The organism is Nocardiopsis valliformis DSM 45023, from assembly GCF_000340985.1.
Lineage (GTDB): Bacteria > Actinomycetota > Actinomycetes > Streptosporangiales > Streptosporangiaceae > Nocardiopsis > Nocardiopsis exhalans.
In genome coordinates this window covers 19,880-37,846 of the sequence record NZ_ANAZ01000014.1, presented here as the reverse complement: position 1 = coordinate 37,846, position 17,967 = coordinate 19,880, and the positions used below count along the sequence as shown (strand labels likewise).

The window sequence follows — 17,967 nt, the reverse complement described above, 5'->3', positions numbered from 1 at the left end:
GGCTCAGTCCTGCGTGTAGTAGTCGGGGCCCGGGTAGGTGCCGGTGGACAGCCTGGTGCGCTGCATGAGCAGGTCGTTCAGCAGGCTGGAGGCGCCGATCCGGAACAGGTCCGGGGTCAGCCACTCCGGCCCGGCGGTCTCGTTGACTAGCACCAGGTTGCGGATGGCGTCCTTGGTGGTGCGGATGCCGCCCGCGGGCTTAACGCCGATCCGGCGGCCGGTGGCGGCGAAGTGGTCGCGCACGGCCTCCAACATGATCAGCGTGACCGGCAGCGTCGCGGCTGGGGCGACCTTGCCTGTGGAGGTCTTGATGAAGTCACCGCCCGCGCGCATCGCCAAGTAGGAGGCGCGGCGCACGTTGTCGTAGGTGACCAGTTCACCGGTCTCCAGGATGACCTTCAGGTGGGCGTCACCGCAGGCCTCCTTGACCGCGACGATCTCCTCGTGGACCTTCAGGTAGTCGCCGGACAGGAAGGCGCCGCGGTCGATCACCATGTCGATCTCGCTCGCACCGTCGGCGACCGCCTGCCGGGTGTCGGCCAGTTTGACCTCCAAGGGCGCGCGCCCGGCGGGGAAGGCGGTGGCCACCGAGGCCACGCCGATCCCGGTGCCGCGCAGCGCCTCGACGGCGGTGGCGACCATGTCCGGGTAGACGCACACGGCGCCCACGTGCGGCACGGTGCGGTCGGTCGGATCGGGCAGGGCGGCCTTGGCGCACAGGGACCGGACCTTGCCGGGTGTGTCGGCGCCCTCGAGGGTGGTCAGGTCCACCATGGAAATGGCCAGGTCGATGGCCTTCGCCTTGGCGGTGGTCTTGATCGACCGGGTGGACAGGTCCTGGGCACGGGCGCGGGCGCCGACCTCGTCGACCCCCGGAAGGCCGTGCAGATAGGCCCGGAGCGCGTGGTTGGTCGTCGCCTCGGGCGCGAATGCGGTGTGGGGCACGGGCACCTACAGCTCGTCGGTTCAACTGGGGCCGCGCGCTGCTGCCAGCGCAAACGGCGTGTCCTCGCTCGACGCGGGGTGGGTGTCCCCCGCCGTCAGGCAGTCACCATAACCCCGGGCCGGGTCGCCGTCAGGCCCCCGCGGGTATGCACCTCGCAAGGTTGGAGAAGGCTCCAAGGCGACACCGCTGGTGGAATCGTCCTTTCATCCAATCCTGCGCAAAGAAAGCCCAAAAATCGCGGTTTCGGCTCTCCCGGTCGGCACAGCAGAGCCACCTGCGGTCTAGACCGGACTCGGCCTCTGCGGAGGCGGAGTCCGGCCGTGCGGAGGTCGGCCCCCGGCCGCAGGAACCGCTCAGTCGTCGAAGGAGAGGCTGCGGCGCCTGCGGTCCGCCGCTAGGTCTTCCTCCAGCATCTCCCGCATGATCCCGGCGTCCCGTGGACAGGTCTCCTCCAGGTGCCGCCACCCCGTGAACCGCAGGGTTGTAGGCAGATCCACCAAGCCGGTGATCGCGTCCCAGAAAGCGTCCCAGTTCATCCCGTAGAAGCCGGGGAAGCCCAACTCGGCCTTGAGCACCCGGTGGAGCTCCCACGGGGTGGACACGCTGCCCAGATCCACCGTCACCTCGTCCGGGACGACGGAGCCGTCAAGGGTGAGCACGACCGGGTCGGACAGGCGGCCGAGCTCCCGGGACAGGCACGTCACCGCGGCCGCCCCCTCCGGGCAGACCTCGTTGGCCCTGTTCCAGCCGACCACGCGGATCCCACCGAACCGCCCGCTCGCCTCAACGAGGGCATCGGTCAGCTCGGACCAATCCCGCCCGGCCTCGGACGGAAGGCCCAGAGCGCGGACGAAAGCGGAACGAATTCCACTCTCGGTGGATTCCCCCGAGATATCGATCAGCACTACTACTCCTTTTCCACAGGGGCCGGACTCGGCCGCCTCGCTCTTCGTGACACAGTGCGACGGCAAATGGCCGCTGTTGCGAAGGCCCGCGATCAACTCGTTGGAGTTTTCGGCGGCGCCCATGACCTCTTACCCGCGGGTAGGGATGCTCTGTCAGACCGTGCCCACCGGACGGGGCGCTCGCGGGCTCGGTCTCGTCCGCAGGGCCTACCCTGGACCCATGGCGGAGTTCCGGATCAGTAGTGACGACAGTCAGGTCGACCTGCGCAGACTGGCCACGGCGTTGGCCGAGTCGCAGGGGTGGGCGCGCGAGGACGTGGATATCTGGGACAACCGCCGGGGCGAGGTGATCGTGACGATCAACGACTCCCTCCTGCGCAAGCCCGAGGCCGACCCGCTGCACCGCCCCCGGCACACCCCGCACGCGGTGCACGACGCCTGTGAGCTGCTGCGCCGGGAGGACGCCTCGCTGCGCGGGGTGGACTTCCGCTACCTCAAGGCCGAGAGCGCCCGGTTCTTCTCCGCCGGGTGGACCCTGGCCGACCTCCAGCACGCCCTGGCCCACCGGCCGGACGGAGTGGACTGGGAACGGGGCCCCGAGTACCGGGGCACCCGGTGGTTCGCCCACCGGCTGGCGGCCTGGAAGACCCCGGACGGCGATATCCGGCCCTCGCAGTCGCAGGAGTCGGCACAACTGCGGGTGATCAGCAGGGCCGGGCTGCCCATGGACATCGGCCTGCCCGAGGAGACCGAACTGTCGGCGCGGCCGGTGGCCAGCCCGGCGGTGGCGCGTTCGGCCGCCGACGACGCCCGCCGCCTCATCCGGCAGAACACGCGCACCACCACGGACACCCTGGCGCACCAGGACCGCACCTCGGCGCACATCAAGCGCGCCGGGGACCGCACCGACTGACGCGCACGCCGGTCAGCCGATGGGGCTTCGACCCGTGTGGGTTCAGCCCGTGCCGCGGTTCCGTTCGCGGTCGGCTCGGGCGCTCTCCACGACGTTGACCGCGCCGTCGGCGAAGTTGCCCAGGAGCAGTTCGAACGGGCCCCGGCCCACGGCCCAGCGCCACAGGCAGGCGAAGACGAACGAGCCCAGAATGAACATCTCCAGGTACCAGGGGCCGCCCGCGGCGTTCTGCGGGTGCAGGGCCACGATCACCGCCAGGACCAGGATGTGCCCGGAGTAAACGGTCAGCGGCATCCGGCCCACGGAGGTCAGCGGGTACATCAGGCGCGGCAGCCGCTCGGCGAGCAGCATGCACACGACCAGTACGACCAGCGCCTGGCCGACCGCCTCGAAGATCTCGAAGGTGGTGCCGGTGTGCGGGGTGTTCACCGCCAGCCACCACCAGGAGTCCGTGGGCACCTGCCCGCTGATGCTGTGCGCGGCGTCGGTCGCGGCGTACCGCGCCTCCTCGGCCGTCCCGGGGTCGACCGAGCTCAGCGAGCCGCCGTTGAGGATGTGCGCCTCGGTCAACCGGTCCCATCCGCCCAGCGGGTTGAGCAGGACCCAGGACCCCAGGTAGCCGGTGGCCGCCATGAGCACGCCGGCGACCGCCATCCGGATCCGCACAGCAGTGGCGGTCAGGTCGGTCCGCCCCACCGCCATACCGGCGATGACGAAAGCCATGAAGGTGATCGCCGGGTAGTAGCCGGTCAGGAAGAACTCGGTGAAGGAGGTGAGCGCGGCCGTGCGCAGGCCGCCCGGGAACAGGTCCTGGCGCAGCAGGAACGACACGACAGGTCCCAGCAGGGTGAGGATCCCGGCAGCCGTCCACAGCAGGGCGGCGCGCGCCCGGAGCAGTGGAAGCGCCAGCACGAAAAAACCGGCGTAGTAGGTGAGGATGATCGCGACCGGGACAGCGAAGGCGTCCAGGACGAACCCGAGCAGCCCGATCAGCAGCGCGCGGGCCAGGATGCGCACACCGGCCCGGCGCAGGGAGTCCCCCTCGACCGGCCGGGTCCGGCCGGTCATCAGGGCCAGGGACACCCCGGCGAGGAAGGCGAACAGGGCGGAGGAGTTGCCGCGCACGAGGCTGTGCAGCTCCCAGCCCTGCTCTTCCGGCAGCAGCCCGAAGGAGACCACGCCGAGGTGTACGGCGAACATCCCGAACACCGCCAGCGCCCGAGCGGCGTCGATGCCGTCGATACGTCGTTTGGCTGGAGGCCGGGCGTCGGGGACCGCGCCGGTGTCCTCTGACTGATTCTGTGCCACATCCGCCAGGCTATGCCGCGTTCGCGCGGGTATCCAAAGTCCTGACGCTCCCCTGACGGCCACAGCCGGCCACACCCGAAGACGCCCGGGGCCCCGGGGCTGCTGCCCCGAGGCCCCTCAGCTGCGGGTGAACCGCGAGCGGGATCGTGCCCGGACTCAGTCGTCGGCGGCCAGGTCGCTGAAGTAGTCCAGCGCCTCCGGGTTGGCCAGCGAGTCGCGGCTGGCGACCTTCTCCGGGCTCTCGCCCATCAGGATGCGCTTGACCGGGACCTCCAGCACCTTGCCGGACAGGGTGCGCGGCACTGACTCGATGACGCGCACCCGGTCCGGGACGTGGCGCGGCGAGCAGTCCGTGCGGATCCGGCGGGCGATCTCCTTGGGCAGGCCGCCCTCCAGGTCCGCGCCCTCGCGCAGCACCGTGAAGAGCTCGATCCGGGAGGACCCGTCCTGCTGGGGTACGTCCACGACCAGGGCATCCACAACGTCCTCCAGGGCCAGGACGGCGCGGTAGATCTCGCTGGTGCCCATGCGCACGCCGCCGCGGTTGATGGTGGAGTCCGAGCGGCCGTAGATGATCGCGGTGCCGCGCTCGGTGATCTCGATCCAGTCGCCGTGCCGCCAGATGCCGGGGTAGACGGCGAAGTAGCTGTCCTTGAGCCGCTCCCCGTCGGTGTCGCCCCACAGGAAGACCGGCATGGACGGCGCGGGTTCGGTGACCACGAGCTCGCCGACCTCACCGATGAGCTCGTTGCCGTCGGGGTCCCAGGAGGCCACGGCCATGCCCAGGCCGCGCGACTGGATCTCGCCCTCGTGGACGGGCAGGGTGGGGGTGCCGCCGACCAGGCAGCTGCAGATGTCGGTGCCGCCGCTGGTGGAGAACAGCCACAGGTCGTCGCCGAACTCCTCGTACACCCAGGAGAAGGCTTCGGGGCTGAGCGGGGAGCCGGTGGAGCCGATCGCCTTGAGCGCGGACAGGTCGCGGCCCTGGCGCGGGTGGACGCCCTCCTTCATGCAGGAGGACAGGTAGCCGGCGCTGGTCCCGAAGACCGTCACCCCGGCCTCGGCGGCCAGGTCCCAGAGGGCACCCAGGTCGGGAGACGCCGGGCTGCCGTCGTACAGCACGATGGAGGCCTTGGTCAGCAGCACGCTGACCAGGAAGTTCCACATCATCCAGCCGGTGGTGGTGAACCAGAAGACCCGGTCGTGCGCCTGGGCGTCCAGGTGCAGGTTCAGGTTCTTGAGCTGCTCGAGGAGGATGCCGCCGTGGCCCTGGACGATCGCCTTGGGCAGGCCGGTGGTGCCCGAGGAGTAGAGCACCCACAGGGGGTGGTCGAAGGGGACCGGGGTGAAGGTGAGTTCGGCACCCGCCCCGCGCTCGGTGAGCTCGGCCCAGGGCAGGCTCCCCTCGAGGGCGGCACCGGGGGTGAGGTAGTCGAGCAGGACCGTGTGCTCGACGGTGGGCAGCGCGGCGCGCAGCTCCTCCACCACCGGGCGGCGGTCGAAGTCCTTGCCGCCGTAGCGGTACCCGTCCACGGCCAGCAGGACCTTGGGTTCGATCTGGGCGAAGCGGTCGATCACGCTGCGCACCCCGAAGTCGGGCGAGCAGGAGGACCAGATCGCGCCGAGGGAGGCCACGGCGTAGAACGCGGCGGCGGTCTCAGGGAGGTTGGGCAGGTAGGCGGCGACCCTGTCGCCCTCGCCGACCCCGAGCTCCCGCAGGCCCGCGGCGATCGCGGCGGTGCGCTCGCGCAGGTCGCCCCACGTCCAGGAGTCGAGCGCGCGGAGCTCGGTGGCGTGCCGGATGGCCACCTCGTCGGCGGCACGTCCCTCGAAGACGTGCTCGGCGTAGTTGAGGGTGGCGCCGGGGAACCACTGGGCGCCCGGCATGCTCCGGTCGGCCAGGACCCGCTCGTAGGGGGTCTTGGAGCTGACCCCGTAGAACTCCCAGATCGATGCCCAGAAGCCGTCGACGTCCGTCACCGACCAGCGCCACAGGGCGTCGTAGTCGAAGTCCGCGGCGGCGGTGGACCCGCTCTCACCGAAGGCCTTGACCCCCTTTTCCTGTGCGGCCCATCGGGCGAACGCGACGATGTTGGACGACTCGATCCGGTCCTCGTCGGGCTCCCAGAGCACACGGGGCACGCTGCTCTCCGTCATTGCAGGCCTTCCCAATAGCGTGGCTGTGTGTTGCTGTGAGACCCATCTAACAACACCCCATGATCGGGGACACGGCCCGGTCCGGCCTAACGGATACCCGCGACAGCGGCGAAGTACGCAGGTCATGGCGGGGGCCACCGAAACGTGGAACGCCCACCCCCGAAGAGGATTCGAAGGGTGGGCGGGCCACGTTGACCGCGATGGGGAGTCAGGTTCCGTGCGACACCCAGGCCAAAGATCCGACCATCAGACGAGCTGGCGGACGGCGGCGACCGCGTCCAGCGGGGTGTCCACGACCAGGGCGCCGGTGGCTTCCAGGCGCTCGCGGGCCATCAGGCCGCTGGCGACCAGGATCGGCTGGGCCCCGGCCTCGCGGGCGGCGCGGGCGTCGTCGTCGATGTCGCCGATGAGCACCACCTTCGACGGGTCCAACTCCTGGTGCTCCAGGTGGTAGACCAGGTGCTCGGCCTTGGAGTCGTGCTCGGTCTCGAACTTGCGGCCGTCCACCCGCGTGAAGTGCGGGGTCAGCCCGCGCTCGGTGATGAGGGGCACCAGGTGCCCGTGCGAGGCCATGGACAGCAGGGACTGGGTACCGCCCGCGCTGGCCCACTCGTGGAGGACGTCGGGTACACCCGAGGCCAGCTCGCAGGTGTGCAGCTGCTCCAGGTAGCTGGAGTCGTAGATCTTCTCGGCGCGCTCCCACTCGTCCTCGGCGAAGCTCCGGCCGAGGAGCTCCTCGTAGCAGGGAATGAGGGGGCGGCGGAAGACGGAGCGCCAGTAGTCCATCTCGACCGGCGCGCGGCCGAACTGGGCACAGACCGCGTTGACCGCGGCGAGGTTGGCGTGGTTGTCGTCCAGGAGGGTGCCGTTCCAGTCCCAGACGATGTGGTGGGTGTTGGTTTTCAGGGAAGTCATCTCAGCCATTGGGAGAACTTTACGACCAGAGGGACCGCCTCCGATATGCGTTTTCCGCCACCCCATGGGGGTTTGCCCTGGCCAGGCGGTGCTCTGGCGGTGGGGCCGACTCCGGTGGCCAGGGTAGGTCCGCCGGAAGCGCCCTACTGTTTACCGGCCGTCCCAGGATCCATGCTGGCCCGGCCCCTGCCGGTTCCCCGGGGCGTACCCCGGTCAGGTTCCGGGAGGAGGGCTCTGCGCGGCCCCGGGGCCAGGACCCTGCCAAGTGCCATGGCCCTGGCCGTGATCGTGCCCCTGGGGAGTGTGACCGCGCGGGGGAGCCTGCCAGGCGCCGGGGCCGGGGTCCTGAGCGGGTCGGCTGGCCGCGCGCTGGTCCTGCTTCTGAGCGCGCTTCTCGGCGCGAACCTTACGGCCCTTGCGGATCGCCCACACCCCGAGGATGAGCATCAGCGGGAACACGATCACGATCAGCAGGGGCAGCAGCACGGCCAGGAGCGCCACGAAGAAGCTGGCGACGTCCTCCAGGAAGGAGACCACGGGCGCGCCGAGACCGAAGGTGAGGACGTTGATCACCGGCCGGGCGATTGCCTTGGCCAGGTGGAAGAACAGGGCGATCGTCGCCCCCGCGATCACCGCTCCCCAGACGACCCCGCCCGTGACGGCCGACATCCCGGAGGCCTCACCGGTGATTTCGGTGAGCGTGAAGGTGGAGGCCCCGGCACCGAAGGTGATACCGCCCGAGGTGGGTCGGATGAAGGTCTGTAGGACGTCGTTGATGGTGTCGATGGCGGGCACCTTGTCGGCCACGAACTCCACGACGAGCAGCACCCCGAGGATGATCAGGGTGACGGGGTGCTCCAGCCACGTCCAGGTCGGGCTCAGCGGGAGGAGGTCGGTGTAACGGGCGAGCAGACCGAGGACGAGGAGGGGTATGTAGGCGTTCAGCCCGGCGGCCGAGGCCAGGCCGATACCGGTGAGGGAGGCGAACATGCGGTTCCTTCGTGCGCGCCGGACAGGGGGCCGAACAGGACCGGGTGCCGGGCCGAGGGCGCGGACCGGCACCAGTCACCTGTCGTAGATGCTCGTGGATGGCGGGTGGTTTCGCCTACACGCCTTTATTGGCGGTAATTCTCGACCTCGGAGACGGGTCGGACCTCGGCCTCGTCCGGGTCCTGACCGAACTCGCGGCGGGCCCGGCGCTGACGGAGGAGGTCCCAGCACTGGTCGAGTGACTCCTCGACCTCCTTCATCCGGCCGCGCTCCTTCGGGTCCAGCCCTCCCGGAGTAGAGCGGAGCGTGTGCTCCTCGTCCATCAGACCGCGGATGGTCGTCATGATGTCTTGCTCGTCGCTGTCGCTCATACCGCCATGGTCAGCACGGCCCGGGACCGGGGCAAGGGCTCCGGTCCCGGGATTGCCCGGTCTAGACGGAACGTTTGCGCGAGACCACGAACGCGAGGACCGCGGCGCCGATGGCCATCAGGCCGCCGATCACCAGGGCTGTGACACTGGCGCCGGTCACCGGCAGCCTGGGCTTGTCGGCCGGAGTTTCGGGCTTGGGCGGCACGGGGTCGGTGGGGTAGGTGGGCGGGTCAGACGGACTCGGCGACACCGTGGGCGACGGTGACGGACTCGGACTCGGAGATTCGGTGGGCGACGGAGACGGGGTCGGATCAGGACTGGGTGACTCCGTCGGCGTCGGATCCGGCGACGGACTCGGCGACTCGGTCGGACTCGGCGTCGGGCTCGGTGTGGGAGACGGGGTCGGATCAGGACTAGGTGACTCCGTCGGCGTCGGATCCGGCGACGGACTCGGCGACTCGGTCGGACTCGGCGTCGGGCTCGGTGTGGGAGACGGGGTCGGATCAGGACTAGGTGACTCCGGCGGCGTCGGATCCGGCGACGGACTCGGCGACTCGGTCGGACTCGGCGTCGGGCTCGGTGTCGGAGACGGGGTCGGATCAGGACTAGGTGACTCCGGCGGCGTCGGATCCGGCGACGGACTCGGCGACTCGGTCGGACTCGGCGTCGGGCTCGGTGTCGGAGACGGGGTCGGATCAGGACTAGGTGACTCCGGCGGCGTCGGATCCGGCGACGGACTCGGGCTCGGGCTCGGAGTCGGAGTAGGGCTCGGGGTCGGGCTCGGGGTCGGGCTCGGGGTCGGAGTCGGAGTAGGGCTCGGGGTCGGAGTCGGAGTAGGGGTCGGGCTCGGGGTCGGAGTCGGAGTAGGGCTCGGGGTCGGGCTGGGCGATTCGGTCGGCGACGGCGTGGGAGTCGGGGTCGGGCTGGGCGAGGGCTGGAGCGGGTGGCAGTCGGCGCGGACATCGCCCAGGATCATGTCGAACAGGGTCACCGGGGCGCCGACCGGGTTGCCTTCGGCGTCCTGTCCCTGCACCACGGCGGTGTAGTCGGTGCGCGCGTGACCGATGTAGGGGTCGTCGATCTCGTAGACGTGCGTGATGGTCACGGTGACGTGCGCGTTGGTGATCCCGTCCCCGTAGTCCCCCGGAAAGTCGAGCTCCGTGACGGCGGTTCCGGGGGCGTTGGGCAAAGGCGCGTCCACCAACCGCCCCATGAACATCGGCGCGGTGGTGGAATCCTGGATGATGACCCCGGCGGGTGGGGCGCACTGCACCCGGTTGTTCCAGGTGGAGACGGTGAAGATGCGGTACTGGCCGTCGGGCTGTTGCGCCCCCTGGGTGATGAGGGAGGCCGCCCCGCCAGCGGTGGGGGGAGGCACGTCCAGATTGGTGAAGGCGCCGTTGGCGTTGGTCATCGCCGACTCCGGCCCGCTGACCACGTTGACCTCGGCGGTACCGGTCGCGGAGGTGAGGTTGTCGGAGATGTCGGAGCCGGGACCGGTGTTGATGTCCCACTGCTGGTTGCCGTCACCGCTCACCTCCAGCTCTGTGAGAGTGCCGGAGACCGCGCCGTCACCGTAGACCGTGGGGTCCAGGACGAGCTGACCCCAGGTGCTGGACGCGTAGGGTGTGGCCGGTTGGGCGATCGCATCGCGGGCGCTGAAGGTCGCACCGGCCGCGATGCCCCCCGAGGCGAGCAGAACCGAGGCCACCACGGCCACCCCCACCCGCCTGACCGATGTGGACCGTTCTTCCACTGTCCGTGCCGCCACCACTGCCTCCACTCAAAGTAATTATGTAACTACTCTGAGCAATAGTATGGTTTTCGGCCGCCCCCACCCCGGAGGCACGGCCGCCCCTTGTGCCGCACCGACGGGACACCCAGCCCTCACTGGCCCTAGAACCCCTCCCGTCTGGGAAACTTCTCGTACGGCCAGGTTGGTGACAAATGGTTCCCCCGACGGCGGCCGGGAGGGCGGAATAGACCGCGAAGCTCCTCACTTGAATACCTTGAGGGGGTATTGTTATGGCAGCTGAGCAGGAACAACACGGAAACGGTGGCATGGCGGCGAACCACGGTTACAGCAACGACAAGCAGAGCCACATCAACCGGCTCCGTCGGATCGAGGGACAAATCCGCGGCCTTCAGCGGATGGTCGAGGACGACCAGTACTGCATCGACATCCTCACCCAGACCTCCGCGGTCAACAAGGCCCTGCGCTCCTTCGCACTGTCCATGCTCGACGAGCACCTCAAGCACTGCGTGGCACACGCCGTCGCCAACGGCGGCGACGAGGCCGACGAGAAGGTCCGTGAGGCCTCGGACGCGATCGCCCGCCTGGTCCGTTCCTGACCGTTCCCACCACCGGCCCGCCGACACCGTCCCTCGGCGCCGTTCTCTCCCCCGCACCTCCACGAGCCCTCGGCCGGACCCGGCCAACCCGCGCCGAGGGCCAAGCACCAGGGTTAACGTACCGGTCATGTCCCCCGAACTTCCGCCTGTCGCCGAAGCGCCCGAAGACGGCCCCGCGGAGAACAGCCGCGCCCGCACACTGGAGCGTCGGCTGGCCCTGCCGGTGCTGATCTGCGCGGTGGTCTCCGTCCCCGCCGTCTTCCTCGGCATGTGGGGGGACGGCTGGTGGGCCGAGTTCGGGCACCGGGTCAACTGGCTGGCCGGGCTTGTCCTGTGGGTGGAGTGGATCCTGCTCATCGCGCTGGCCGAGAACAAGCTGGGCTGGCTGCGCACCCACAAGTGGAGCACATTCGTGGCGGCGGTGACCCTGCCCGCGGTCTTCTTCGCGCTCGGCCCGACCCAGGTGCTGCGGCTCCTCCGGGTCGCCGGGACCCTGCGGCTCCTGCGCGTCACCCGCATCATCGAGGCCGGCGGGGTCCTGCGCCGCCGGATGGGGATGACCGGCAGAGGCGGAACGGTGGTGGCCGTGGCCACCACCGTCCTGTCCGCGGTCTTCGTCACGGCGGTCCTCGCCGACCCGACCTCCACCAGCCGCCGGTACGCCGAGTCCCTGCTGGAGAGCGTCGGGGTCTGGCCGGTCGCCCTGGCCGCCGTGCTCCTCTCGGGCGCCACCGCCGTGGTGGTCGTCCACCGCTGGCGCCGGGCCCGCGCCCTGCTCCGCGGGTCCGGCCCCGGGCCCGAGGCTTCTCCCAAGCCCGCAGCCGAGCCCGAACCGGCATCCGGATCCGGGCCAGTGACCGCGACCGGATCCGAGTTCGACCCCCAGGCTCCGCCTCAGTCCTCGCCGTAACGCTCGCGCTCGTTGTCGAGCAGTCGGGCGCCCTCCGAACGGGAGGCCGTCTCGTCCAGGTACTGAACGCTCTCGTTGGCCACGAACGACGAGGGGCGGCCCTCGTCGGCGAACCCCAGCCGGGAGACCTCTCCCCCGGTGAAGGCGCGGATGCTCCAGTTGGCGGCGATGCGCGCCCGCGCAGTTGGGGACGGTACCGAAATCAGGTGGTAGCCGCGAGTGGCCGCCAGCGCCGGCAGCCCGCTCAGGTCGAACTGCAGGATCCTGGCCAGTGCGTCCTTGCCGCTCAGGTCCACCACCAGGCCCATGTCCTTGTGCTTGAACTCCCGCAGCGGTCGGCCCAGAACCGAGTTGACCACGTTCTGGGCGACGGTGGCGGCCTGCCTGGTGGCGTACTGGGCCGTGGGCGGGCAGTAGGCGCTCTCGGCGTGCGAGAGGTTAGGCACCGCCGCGGCATCGCCGATCGCAAACACGTCGGACTGCCCGGGCACCGCCAGGTCCGCGCCGACCTCCAGGCGGCCGCGTTGGGTCGGTTTGCCGAGGGTCTCCATCAGCGGGCTGGGCGTGACCCCGGCGGTCCAGATGAGGGTGCGGCAGGGCAGTGCGCGCCCGTCGGTGAGGACCACCTTGTCCGCGGTCACCTCCCGCACCGTCACCTTGAGCTTGACCTCGATGCCGAGGTTACGGAGCAGGTCGAGGGCCTTACGGCCAAGCCGGTCGCCGAGTTCGGGCAGCACCTTGGGCGCGATGTCCACCAGGTGCCAGCGGATGACCGAGCGCAACTCGGGGTAGCGCCGGGCAGCCTCCTCGCACAATCTCATCAGCGAGGCCGCGGTCTCCACGCCGGTGTAACCGCCACCGACCACGATGAACCGGCAGCGCTCCTCGCGTTCGACCGGGTCCCTGGAGTCGTTGGCCAGCTCCAGCTGGGCGAGCACGTGATCCCGCAGCAGGACCGCTTCGGCCAGGGTCTTGGCGCCGTAGGCGTGCTGGGTGAGCCCGGGGATGTCGAACTCCCTGGTGAGCGCGCCGGGCGCCAGGACGAGCCGGTCATACTTGCAGGGCAGGAGCTCCCCGGTGGGCCTGCGCACCACCACCGTGCGGTCCTGGGTGTCCACCCCGATCGCGTGCCCGGGAACCAGCCGGGTCTTGCGGGTGAGCCGGTGCACCGACATGGCCACCGACTGCGGGGTGAGCAGCCCCGAGGCCACCTGGGGCAGCAGCGGGCTGTAAAGCATGTAGTCGTGCGGCGCGACGAGCGCGATGTCAGCCGCACCGTTGGGGATACGTCGTTCCAGGTGGCGCAGGGTGTGCAGGCCACCGAAACCTGCGCCGACCACCACGATCCGAGGCCGAGACATGTGTTCACCGCTCCTTCTTCGTATCGGGGGGCGGGACGTCCTTCGCGTCTGTGGGCCGTCGGATGCGGGCGTACCCACTTCACCGCTGCCGAATGTACGGCTGCGGGGTTCGATTCGACGGGTTCCCACGCGAGTCGTTCCCGGGTCTTTGTCGGCCGTTGGCTCGCCTCCGCAAAGGCATACGGGGCCTTCACCGGGACAAAACCCGCTATTGGTTTCATGGAGTCAAGACTGGGTGACTGTATGTGGTCATGCACAAACAGAACGTGCTGACCCGTGTCTCAGAGAGGGGCAAGAACGCGTATGCGTGCGTTCACCAGGATCGCCACCACGGCCGTACTGGCCGGAGGACTGACCGTGTTCGGCGTGGGAGCGGCCTTCGCCGACCCGCCGGAGGAGGTCACCGACACCGTGGACGAGGTCACCGAAGTCGCGGACGACGTGACCGGCGAGCTCGAGGGCCTCTCACCCGAGGCGGAGGCCCTGCTCGAGGACCCGCAGGTCCAGGAGATCCTGGCCAACGAGGACGCCGTCGAGTTGCTCAGCGATCCCGACGCCCTGGCAGCGCTCCAGGCGCTGCTGGAACTTGAAGACCCGCTGGGCGCTCTCGAGGCGCTCGACCTGCCGCTCTCCACCGACGACGTGACCGGGGAACTCCCGATCGACACCGACGACGTCACCGGGGACCTGCCGGTCGAGGACGTCGACACCGGCGATGTCACCCAGCCGGTGGAGGACGTCGTGGGCGGTCTCGGCCTCAACCTCCGGTAGGGGCGGGCAGGCCGGGATGGTTCCCGGTAAACAGTGAGGGGCGGGTGGTCACGACCACCCGCCCCAGCCGTGTACGCCTCCCGGCTTCCGGATCAGCCCCCGTTGAGGCCCTGGGAGACACGGGAACCGATCTCGCTGTCGATGTCGGTCCAGTACTTGACCGCCCGTGAGCGCACGCCGTCGTCGGTGACGGCGGAGATGTGACCGACCACGTTGCGCACGAGCCGGTCGCGGGCCGCGTCGTCCATGACGTCGCGGATCAGTGCGCGGGGCTGGACGAAGTCATCGTCGTCACGGTGCTGGGTGTAGGCCTCGCGCACCAGTTCGGCCGCCTCCACCTGCCAGGTCGCCTGCTCCACACCCTCCTGGCGGCCCGCGTCGGGACCACCGAAGGAGTTGGGGTGGTAGACCGCCGCGGTGTCGGGTGCGAACTGACGCATGTGTCCGTCCTTGGCGTAGGAGCGCACCCGCACATGCGGCCGGTTCGGCGGCAGCTCGGTGTAGTTGACCCCGATCCGGTAGCGGTGGGTGTCGGGGTAGGAGAACAGGCGGCCCAGCAGCATCTTGTCCGGCGAAGGGCCGATGCCCGGCACCAGGTTCGAGGGCTCGAACGCGGCCTGCTCGATGTGGATGAAGTGGTTCCCCGGGTTCTCGTTGAGCGTCATCCGCCCGACCTCGATCAGCGGGTAGTCGCCCTTGGGCCACACCTTCGTCAGGTCGAACGGGTTGAACCGGTAGTCCGCGGCCTCGTCGAGCGGCATGATCTGCATGCTCAGCGTCCACGAAGGGTGGTCGCCGCGCTCGATCGCCTCGAACAAGTCGCGGCGGTGGTGGTCGGCGTCCTCACCGGCGATCCGGTCCGACTCCTCCTGGGTGAGGAAGTCGTTGCCCTGGTCGGTCCGGAAGTGGTACTTGACCCAGAAGCGCTGCCCCTTGGCGTTGATCCACTGGTAGGTGTGCGAGCTGAACCCGTCCATGTTGCGCCAGGTCCTCGGGATACCCCGGTCACCCATGAGCCAGGTGACCTGGTGCGCGGACTCCGGCGAGAGGGACCAGTAGTCCCATTGCATGGTGTTGTCGCGCAGGCCGGTGCGCGGGTCTCGCTTCTGGGACCGGATGAAGTCCTGGAACTTCTGCGGGTCCTTCATGAAGAAGACCGGCGTGTTGTTGCCGACCATGTCGTAGTTGCCCTGTTGCGTGTAGAACTTCAAAGCGAAGCCGCGCGGGTCGCGCCAGGTGTCCGGGCTGCCCATCTCCCCCGCCACCGTGGAGAACCGGGCCAGCATCGGGGTCTCACGCCCGGGCTGGAAAAGGTCCGCACAGGTGTACTGGCTGACGTCGTTGGTCACCCGGAAGGTGCCGTAGGCTCCGCTGCCCTTGGCGTGCACCACCCGCTCGGGCACCCGTTCCCGGTTGAACTGCGCCATCTTCTCGATGAGGTAGGCGTCATGCAGGACGACGGGCCCGTCCCGGCCCACGCTCAGGGACTGCTCGTCGCTGGGTGCCGGGATTCCTGCGTTGGTGGTGGTGCCCTGGGATTCTGGCCGGTAGTCGACCATGAAGGATCTCCCCTTAGAGGTAGACGCGCGCGTCCCGGATGTCGGGTCCGGGACTCGTGCGCTGTCTACCCGTGGGGAGCTAAAGGCACGTTCAACGCAGCCTTATCTCGGGTTGGCACGGGGTCGCCGGCGAGCAGTGCGGCCGAGCCCATCCTCAGGAGTAGTTCGGCCATCTCGTCACGGGAGAGCGCTCTGCGACTGTGCGGGGTGGAGTTGAGTAGTCCGAACGCGGCGTGCACCGAGGCCCGCAGGGTGGCGTGCGAGTCCCGGGGGCGCAGTTCGACCAAGACGTTGACCCACTCCTCGACGTAGCCGCGCTGGAGACGGCGGACCCGGCGGCGGTCCTGGTCGGTGAGGTTTCCCAGTTCGCGGTCGTGCACGGTGATCAGGTCGGGTTCGTCCAGAGAGAACTCGATGTGCCCGCGCAGCAGCGCCTCGAGAGCCGTCTCCGGTCCGTCCGCCCCGGCGACGAGCTCGCGCCCGCGCCGGGCGAGGCGTTCGCTGATGTCCACCAGGACCTCGCCGAGCAGCGCCTCCTTACCGGGGAAGTGCCGGTACAGGGCAGGCCCGGTGGTACCCACGGCCCGGCCGAGGTCATCGATGGTCACGCCCCGGTACCCGCGCGCGGCGAAGAGCCGGGCGGCCGCCCCCAGGATCGCCGTCCGCCGCTCACCCGTGGGCCGCTGGCTCGTCGATCTCTGACCCGAGGACCGCTCGTCCGTGGCCCTGCCGCTCGGTCTTGTCCCCATCCGTGCACCTTCCGCCGCCTTGCCGCAGAGCGCTCTCCGTGACCCGCGCCACCCCGGCTCTGGACACCCATGTTAGTAGTTACTAACATCACTCTTGTTAGTGAGCATTAACATCCCTCCACGAGAGGACACCATGAGCAGGGCACCTGTGCTCGGATCGGCGGTCGACACCGCCGGTCCCGCGTTCGCCGCCAACGACGCCGCGAACCGCGCGCTCGCGCTGGAGCTGCGGGAGCGGATCGCGACCGCGGCCCTCGGCGGCCCCGAGAAGACCCGGGCGCGCCACGTCGAACGCGGCAAGCTCCTTCCCCGCGACCGCGTCGATCTCCTCCTCGACCCCGGTTCGCCGTTCCTGGAGATCGCCCCGCTGGCTGCCTACGGCCTTTACGGCAAGGACGGCCAGGACGCCCCCGGAGCCGGGATGATCGCCGGCATCGGCCGCGTGGCCGGACGGCCGACGGTCGTGGTCGCCAACGACGCCACCGTCAAGGGCGGCAGCTACTACCCGATGACGGTCAAGAAGCACCTGCGCGCCCAGGAGGTGGCGCTGCACAACCGCCTCCCCTGCGTGTACCTGGCCGACTCCGGCGGCGCGTTCCTACCCATGCAGGACGACGTGTTCCCCGACCGCGAGCACTTCGGCCGCATCTTCTACAACCAGGCCACCATGTCGCGGGCGGGCATCCCGCAAATCGCCGCGGTCCTGGGTTCATGCACCGCTGGCGGCGCGTACGTCCCGGCGATGAGCGACGAAGCCGTGATTGTCCGCGAGCAGGGCACGATCTTCCTGGGCGGTCCGCCCCTGGTGAAGGCCGCCACCGGCGAGGTCGTCACCGCCGAGGAACTGGGCGGCGGCGACCTGCACTCCAGGGTCTCCGGGGTCACCGACCACCTGGCCGACGACGACGCCGACGCCCTGACCAAGGTGCGCCAGATCGCCGACACCCTCGGCCCACTGGACCCTCCGGCTTGGGAGACGCGTGAGCCGCGCCCGCCCGAGCTCGATCCCAAAGAGCTGTACGGGGTGGTCCCCGCGGACACCCGCACCCCCTACGACGTGCGCGAGGTCATCGGCCGGATCGTCGACGGCAGCGAGTTCACTGAGTTCAAGTCCGAGTACGGCACCACCCTGGTCACCGGGTTCGCGCGCATCAACGGCCACCCGGTGGGGATCATCGCCAACAACGGCATCCTGTTCGCCGAGTCCGCGCTCAAGGGCGCGCACTTCATCGAACTCTGCGACCGCCGCTCCGTCCCGCTGCTGTTCCTGCAGAACATCTCCGGGTTCATGGTTGGCCGCGACTACGAGGCGGGCGGTATCGCCAAGCACGGCGCGAAGATGGTCACCGCCGTGGCCTGCGCGCGCGTACCCAAGTTCACCGTGGTGATCGGCGGGTCCTTCGGCGCGGGCAACTACTCGATGTGCGGCCGCGCGTACTCACCCCGCTTCCTGTGGATGTGGCCCAACGCCCGCATCTCCGTGATGGGCGGAGAACAGGCCGCCTCGGTGCTGTCCACCGTGCGCCGCGACCAGAAGGAGATTCGCGGCGAGGAGTGGTCGGCCGAGGACGAGGAGGCCTTCAAGGCGCCCATCCGCGACCAGTACGAGGAACAGGGCAGCCCGTACTACTCCACCGCCCGCCTGTGGGACGACGGCATCATCGACCCCGCCGACACCCGCGACGTGCTCGCCATGGCCCTGTCCGCCGCCCGCCACGCGCCCCTTGAGCCGGTCGGCTACGGCGTCTTCCGGATGTGAG

At 69.7% G+C, this 17,967-nt stretch carries 16 protein-coding genes; 5 read left to right on the top strand and 11 right to left on the bottom strand.

What is annotated here, in order from left to right:
- Window positions 1-3: 3 nt before the first annotated feature.
- The gene (gene deoC, locus D457_RS0115390) at window positions 4-951 is read right to left on the bottom strand and encodes a deoxyribose-phosphate aldolase (protein ID WP_026116679.1); all 948 of its coding nucleotides are present in this window, start codon (window positions 949-951) and stop codon (window positions 4-6) included.
- Between the two features lie 348 nt (window positions 952-1,299).
- Window positions 1,300-1,851: a barstar family protein gene (locus D457_RS34805; protein WP_017581559.1), complete on the bottom strand. Its 552-nt coding sequence runs from the start codon at window positions 1,849-1,851 to the stop codon at window positions 1,300-1,302.
- Window positions 1,852-2,071: 220 nt separating this feature from the next.
- Between D457_RS34805 and D457_RS0115380 the strand changes: the two genes are divergently transcribed.
- A complete protein-coding gene (locus D457_RS0115380; RefSeq protein ID WP_017581558.1) occupies window positions 2,072-2,764 on the top strand; it encodes a hypothetical protein in 693 nt (230 codons plus the stop codon).
- 42 nt (window positions 2,765-2,806) lie between these two features.
- On the opposite strand, the gene D457_RS0115375 is transcribed toward D457_RS0115380, so the two are convergent.
- From D457_RS0115375 to D457_RS36185, 6 genes are all read right to left on the bottom strand, one after another.
- A complete protein-coding gene (locus D457_RS0115375; protein ID WP_017581557.1) occupies window positions 2,807-4,072 on the bottom strand; it encodes a heparan-alpha-glucosaminide N-acetyltransferase domain-containing protein in 1,266 nt (421 codons plus the stop codon).
- Between the two features lie 156 nt (window positions 4,073-4,228).
- Entirely contained in the window at window positions 4,229-6,229 is a 2,001-nt protein-coding gene (locus tag D457_RS0115370; protein ID WP_017581556.1) for an acetoacetate--CoA ligase, read from the bottom strand.
- Window positions 6,230-6,475: 246 nt separating this feature from the next.
- On the bottom strand, window positions 6,476-7,153 hold the full coding sequence (locus D457_RS0115365; protein ID WP_017581555.1) for an HAD family hydrolase: 678 nt from the start codon (window positions 7,151-7,153) through the stop codon (window positions 6,476-6,478).
- A 204-nt stretch (window positions 7,154-7,357) separates the two neighbouring features.
- The gene (locus D457_RS32640; RefSeq protein WP_017581554.1) at window positions 7,358-8,134 is read right to left on the bottom strand and encodes a DUF4126 domain-containing protein; all 777 of its coding nucleotides are present in this window, start codon (window positions 8,132-8,134) and stop codon (window positions 7,358-7,360) included.
- A gap of 125 nt (window positions 8,135-8,259) precedes the next feature.
- On the bottom strand, window positions 8,260-8,505 hold the full coding sequence (locus tag D457_RS0115355; protein ID WP_017581553.1) for a DUF2630 family protein: 246 nt from the start codon (window positions 8,503-8,505) through the stop codon (window positions 8,260-8,262).
- Between the two features lie 61 nt (window positions 8,506-8,566).
- The gene (locus D457_RS36185; RefSeq protein ID WP_160167405.1) at window positions 8,567-8,755 is read right to left on the bottom strand and encodes an LPXTG cell wall anchor domain-containing protein; all 189 of its coding nucleotides are present in this window, start codon (window positions 8,753-8,755) and stop codon (window positions 8,567-8,569) included.
- Between the two features lie 1,811 nt (window positions 8,756-10,566).
- On the opposite strand from D457_RS36185, the gene D457_RS0115335 reads away from it, so the two are divergent.
- Together D457_RS0115335 and D457_RS32630 are read left to right on the top strand one after the other, a co-directional pair.
- Window positions 10,567-10,857, top strand: a complete 291-nt coding sequence (locus D457_RS0115335) for a metal-sensitive transcriptional regulator (RefSeq protein WP_017581550.1) — start codon at window positions 10,567-10,569, stop codon at window positions 10,855-10,857.
- Between the two features lie 127 nt (window positions 10,858-10,984).
- On the top strand, window positions 10,985-11,767 hold the full coding sequence (locus D457_RS32630) for a hypothetical protein (RefSeq protein ID WP_017581549.1): 783 nt from the start codon (window positions 10,985-10,987) through the stop codon (window positions 11,765-11,767).
- Here the strand turns inward: D457_RS32630 and D457_RS0115325 are convergent.
- Window positions 11,752-13,128 carry an NAD(P)/FAD-dependent oxidoreductase gene (locus D457_RS0115325; RefSeq protein ID WP_039831322.1) on the bottom strand — a complete coding sequence of 459 codons (1,377 nt, stop codon included), beginning with the start codon at window positions 13,126-13,128 and terminating at the stop codon, window positions 11,752-11,754. The two genes, D457_RS32630 and D457_RS0115325, sit on opposite strands and share 16 nt — an antisense overlap.
- 303 nt (window positions 13,129-13,431) lie before the next feature.
- Here D457_RS0115325 and D457_RS0115320 point away from each other — a divergent pair, with 303 nt between their 5' ends.
- Window positions 13,432-13,899 carry a hypothetical protein gene (locus D457_RS0115320; protein WP_017581547.1) on the top strand — a complete coding sequence of 156 codons (468 nt, stop codon included), beginning with the start codon at window positions 13,432-13,434 and terminating at the stop codon, window positions 13,897-13,899.
- Window positions 13,900-13,991: 92 nt separating this feature from the next.
- On the opposite strand, the gene D457_RS0115315 is transcribed toward D457_RS0115320, so the two are convergent.
- The gene (locus D457_RS0115315) at window positions 13,992-15,458 is read right to left on the bottom strand and encodes a catalase (protein ID WP_017581546.1); all 1,467 of its coding nucleotides are present in this window, start codon (window positions 15,456-15,458) and stop codon (window positions 13,992-13,994) included.
- A 65-nt stretch (window positions 15,459-15,523) separates the two neighbouring features.
- Window positions 15,524-16,207: an SACE_7040 family transcriptional regulator gene (locus D457_RS32625; RefSeq protein WP_083926771.1), complete on the bottom strand. Its 684-nt coding sequence runs from the start codon at window positions 16,205-16,207 to the stop codon at window positions 15,524-15,526.
- 148 nt (window positions 16,208-16,355) lie between these two features.
- Here D457_RS32625 and D457_RS0115305 point away from each other — a divergent pair, with 148 nt between their 5' ends.
- On the top strand, window positions 16,356-17,966 hold the full coding sequence (locus D457_RS0115305; RefSeq protein WP_017581544.1) for a carboxyl transferase domain-containing protein: 1,611 nt from the start codon (window positions 16,356-16,358) through the stop codon (window positions 17,964-17,966).
- The last annotated feature ends 1 nt before the right edge of the window (window position 17,967 follow it).

Coding starts and splice junctions, on each gene's coding strand:
- D457_RS0115380 (WP_017581558.1), top strand. CDS start 2,072: ATGGCGGAGTTCCGGATCAGTAGTGACGACAGTCAGGTCGACCTGCGC.
- D457_RS0115370 (WP_017581556.1), bottom strand. CDS start 6,229: ATGACGGAGAGCAGCGTGCCCCGTGTGCTCTGGGAGCCCGACGAGGAC.
- D457_RS0115365 (WP_017581555.1), bottom strand. CDS start 7,153: ATGGCTGAGATGACTTCCCTGAAAACCAACACCCACCACATCGTCTGG.
- D457_RS32640 (WP_017581554.1), bottom strand. CDS start 8,134: ATGTTCGCCTCCCTCACCGGTATCGGCCTGGCCTCGGCCGCCGGGCTG.
- D457_RS0115355 (WP_017581553.1), bottom strand. CDS start 8,505: ATGAGCGACAGCGACGAGCAAGACATCATGACGACCATCCGCGGTCTG.
- D457_RS0115335 (WP_017581550.1), top strand. CDS start 10,567: ATGGCGGCGAACCACGGTTACAGCAACGACAAGCAGAGCCACATCAAC.
- D457_RS32630 (WP_017581549.1), top strand. CDS start 10,985: ATGTCCCCCGAACTTCCGCCTGTCGCCGAAGCGCCCGAAGACGGCCCC.
- D457_RS0115325 (WP_039831322.1), bottom strand. CDS start 13,128: ATGTCTCGGCCTCGGATCGTGGTGGTCGGCGCAGGTTTCGGTGGCCTG.
- D457_RS0115320 (WP_017581547.1), top strand. CDS start 13,432: ATGCGTGCGTTCACCAGGATCGCCACCACGGCCGTACTGGCCGGAGGA.
- D457_RS0115315 (WP_017581546.1), bottom strand. CDS start 15,458: ATGGTCGACTACCGGCCAGAATCCCAGGGCACCACCACCAACGCAGGA.
- D457_RS32625 (WP_083926771.1), bottom strand. CDS start 16,207: ATGGGGACAAGACCGAGCGGCAGGGCCACGGACGAGCGGTCCTCGGGT.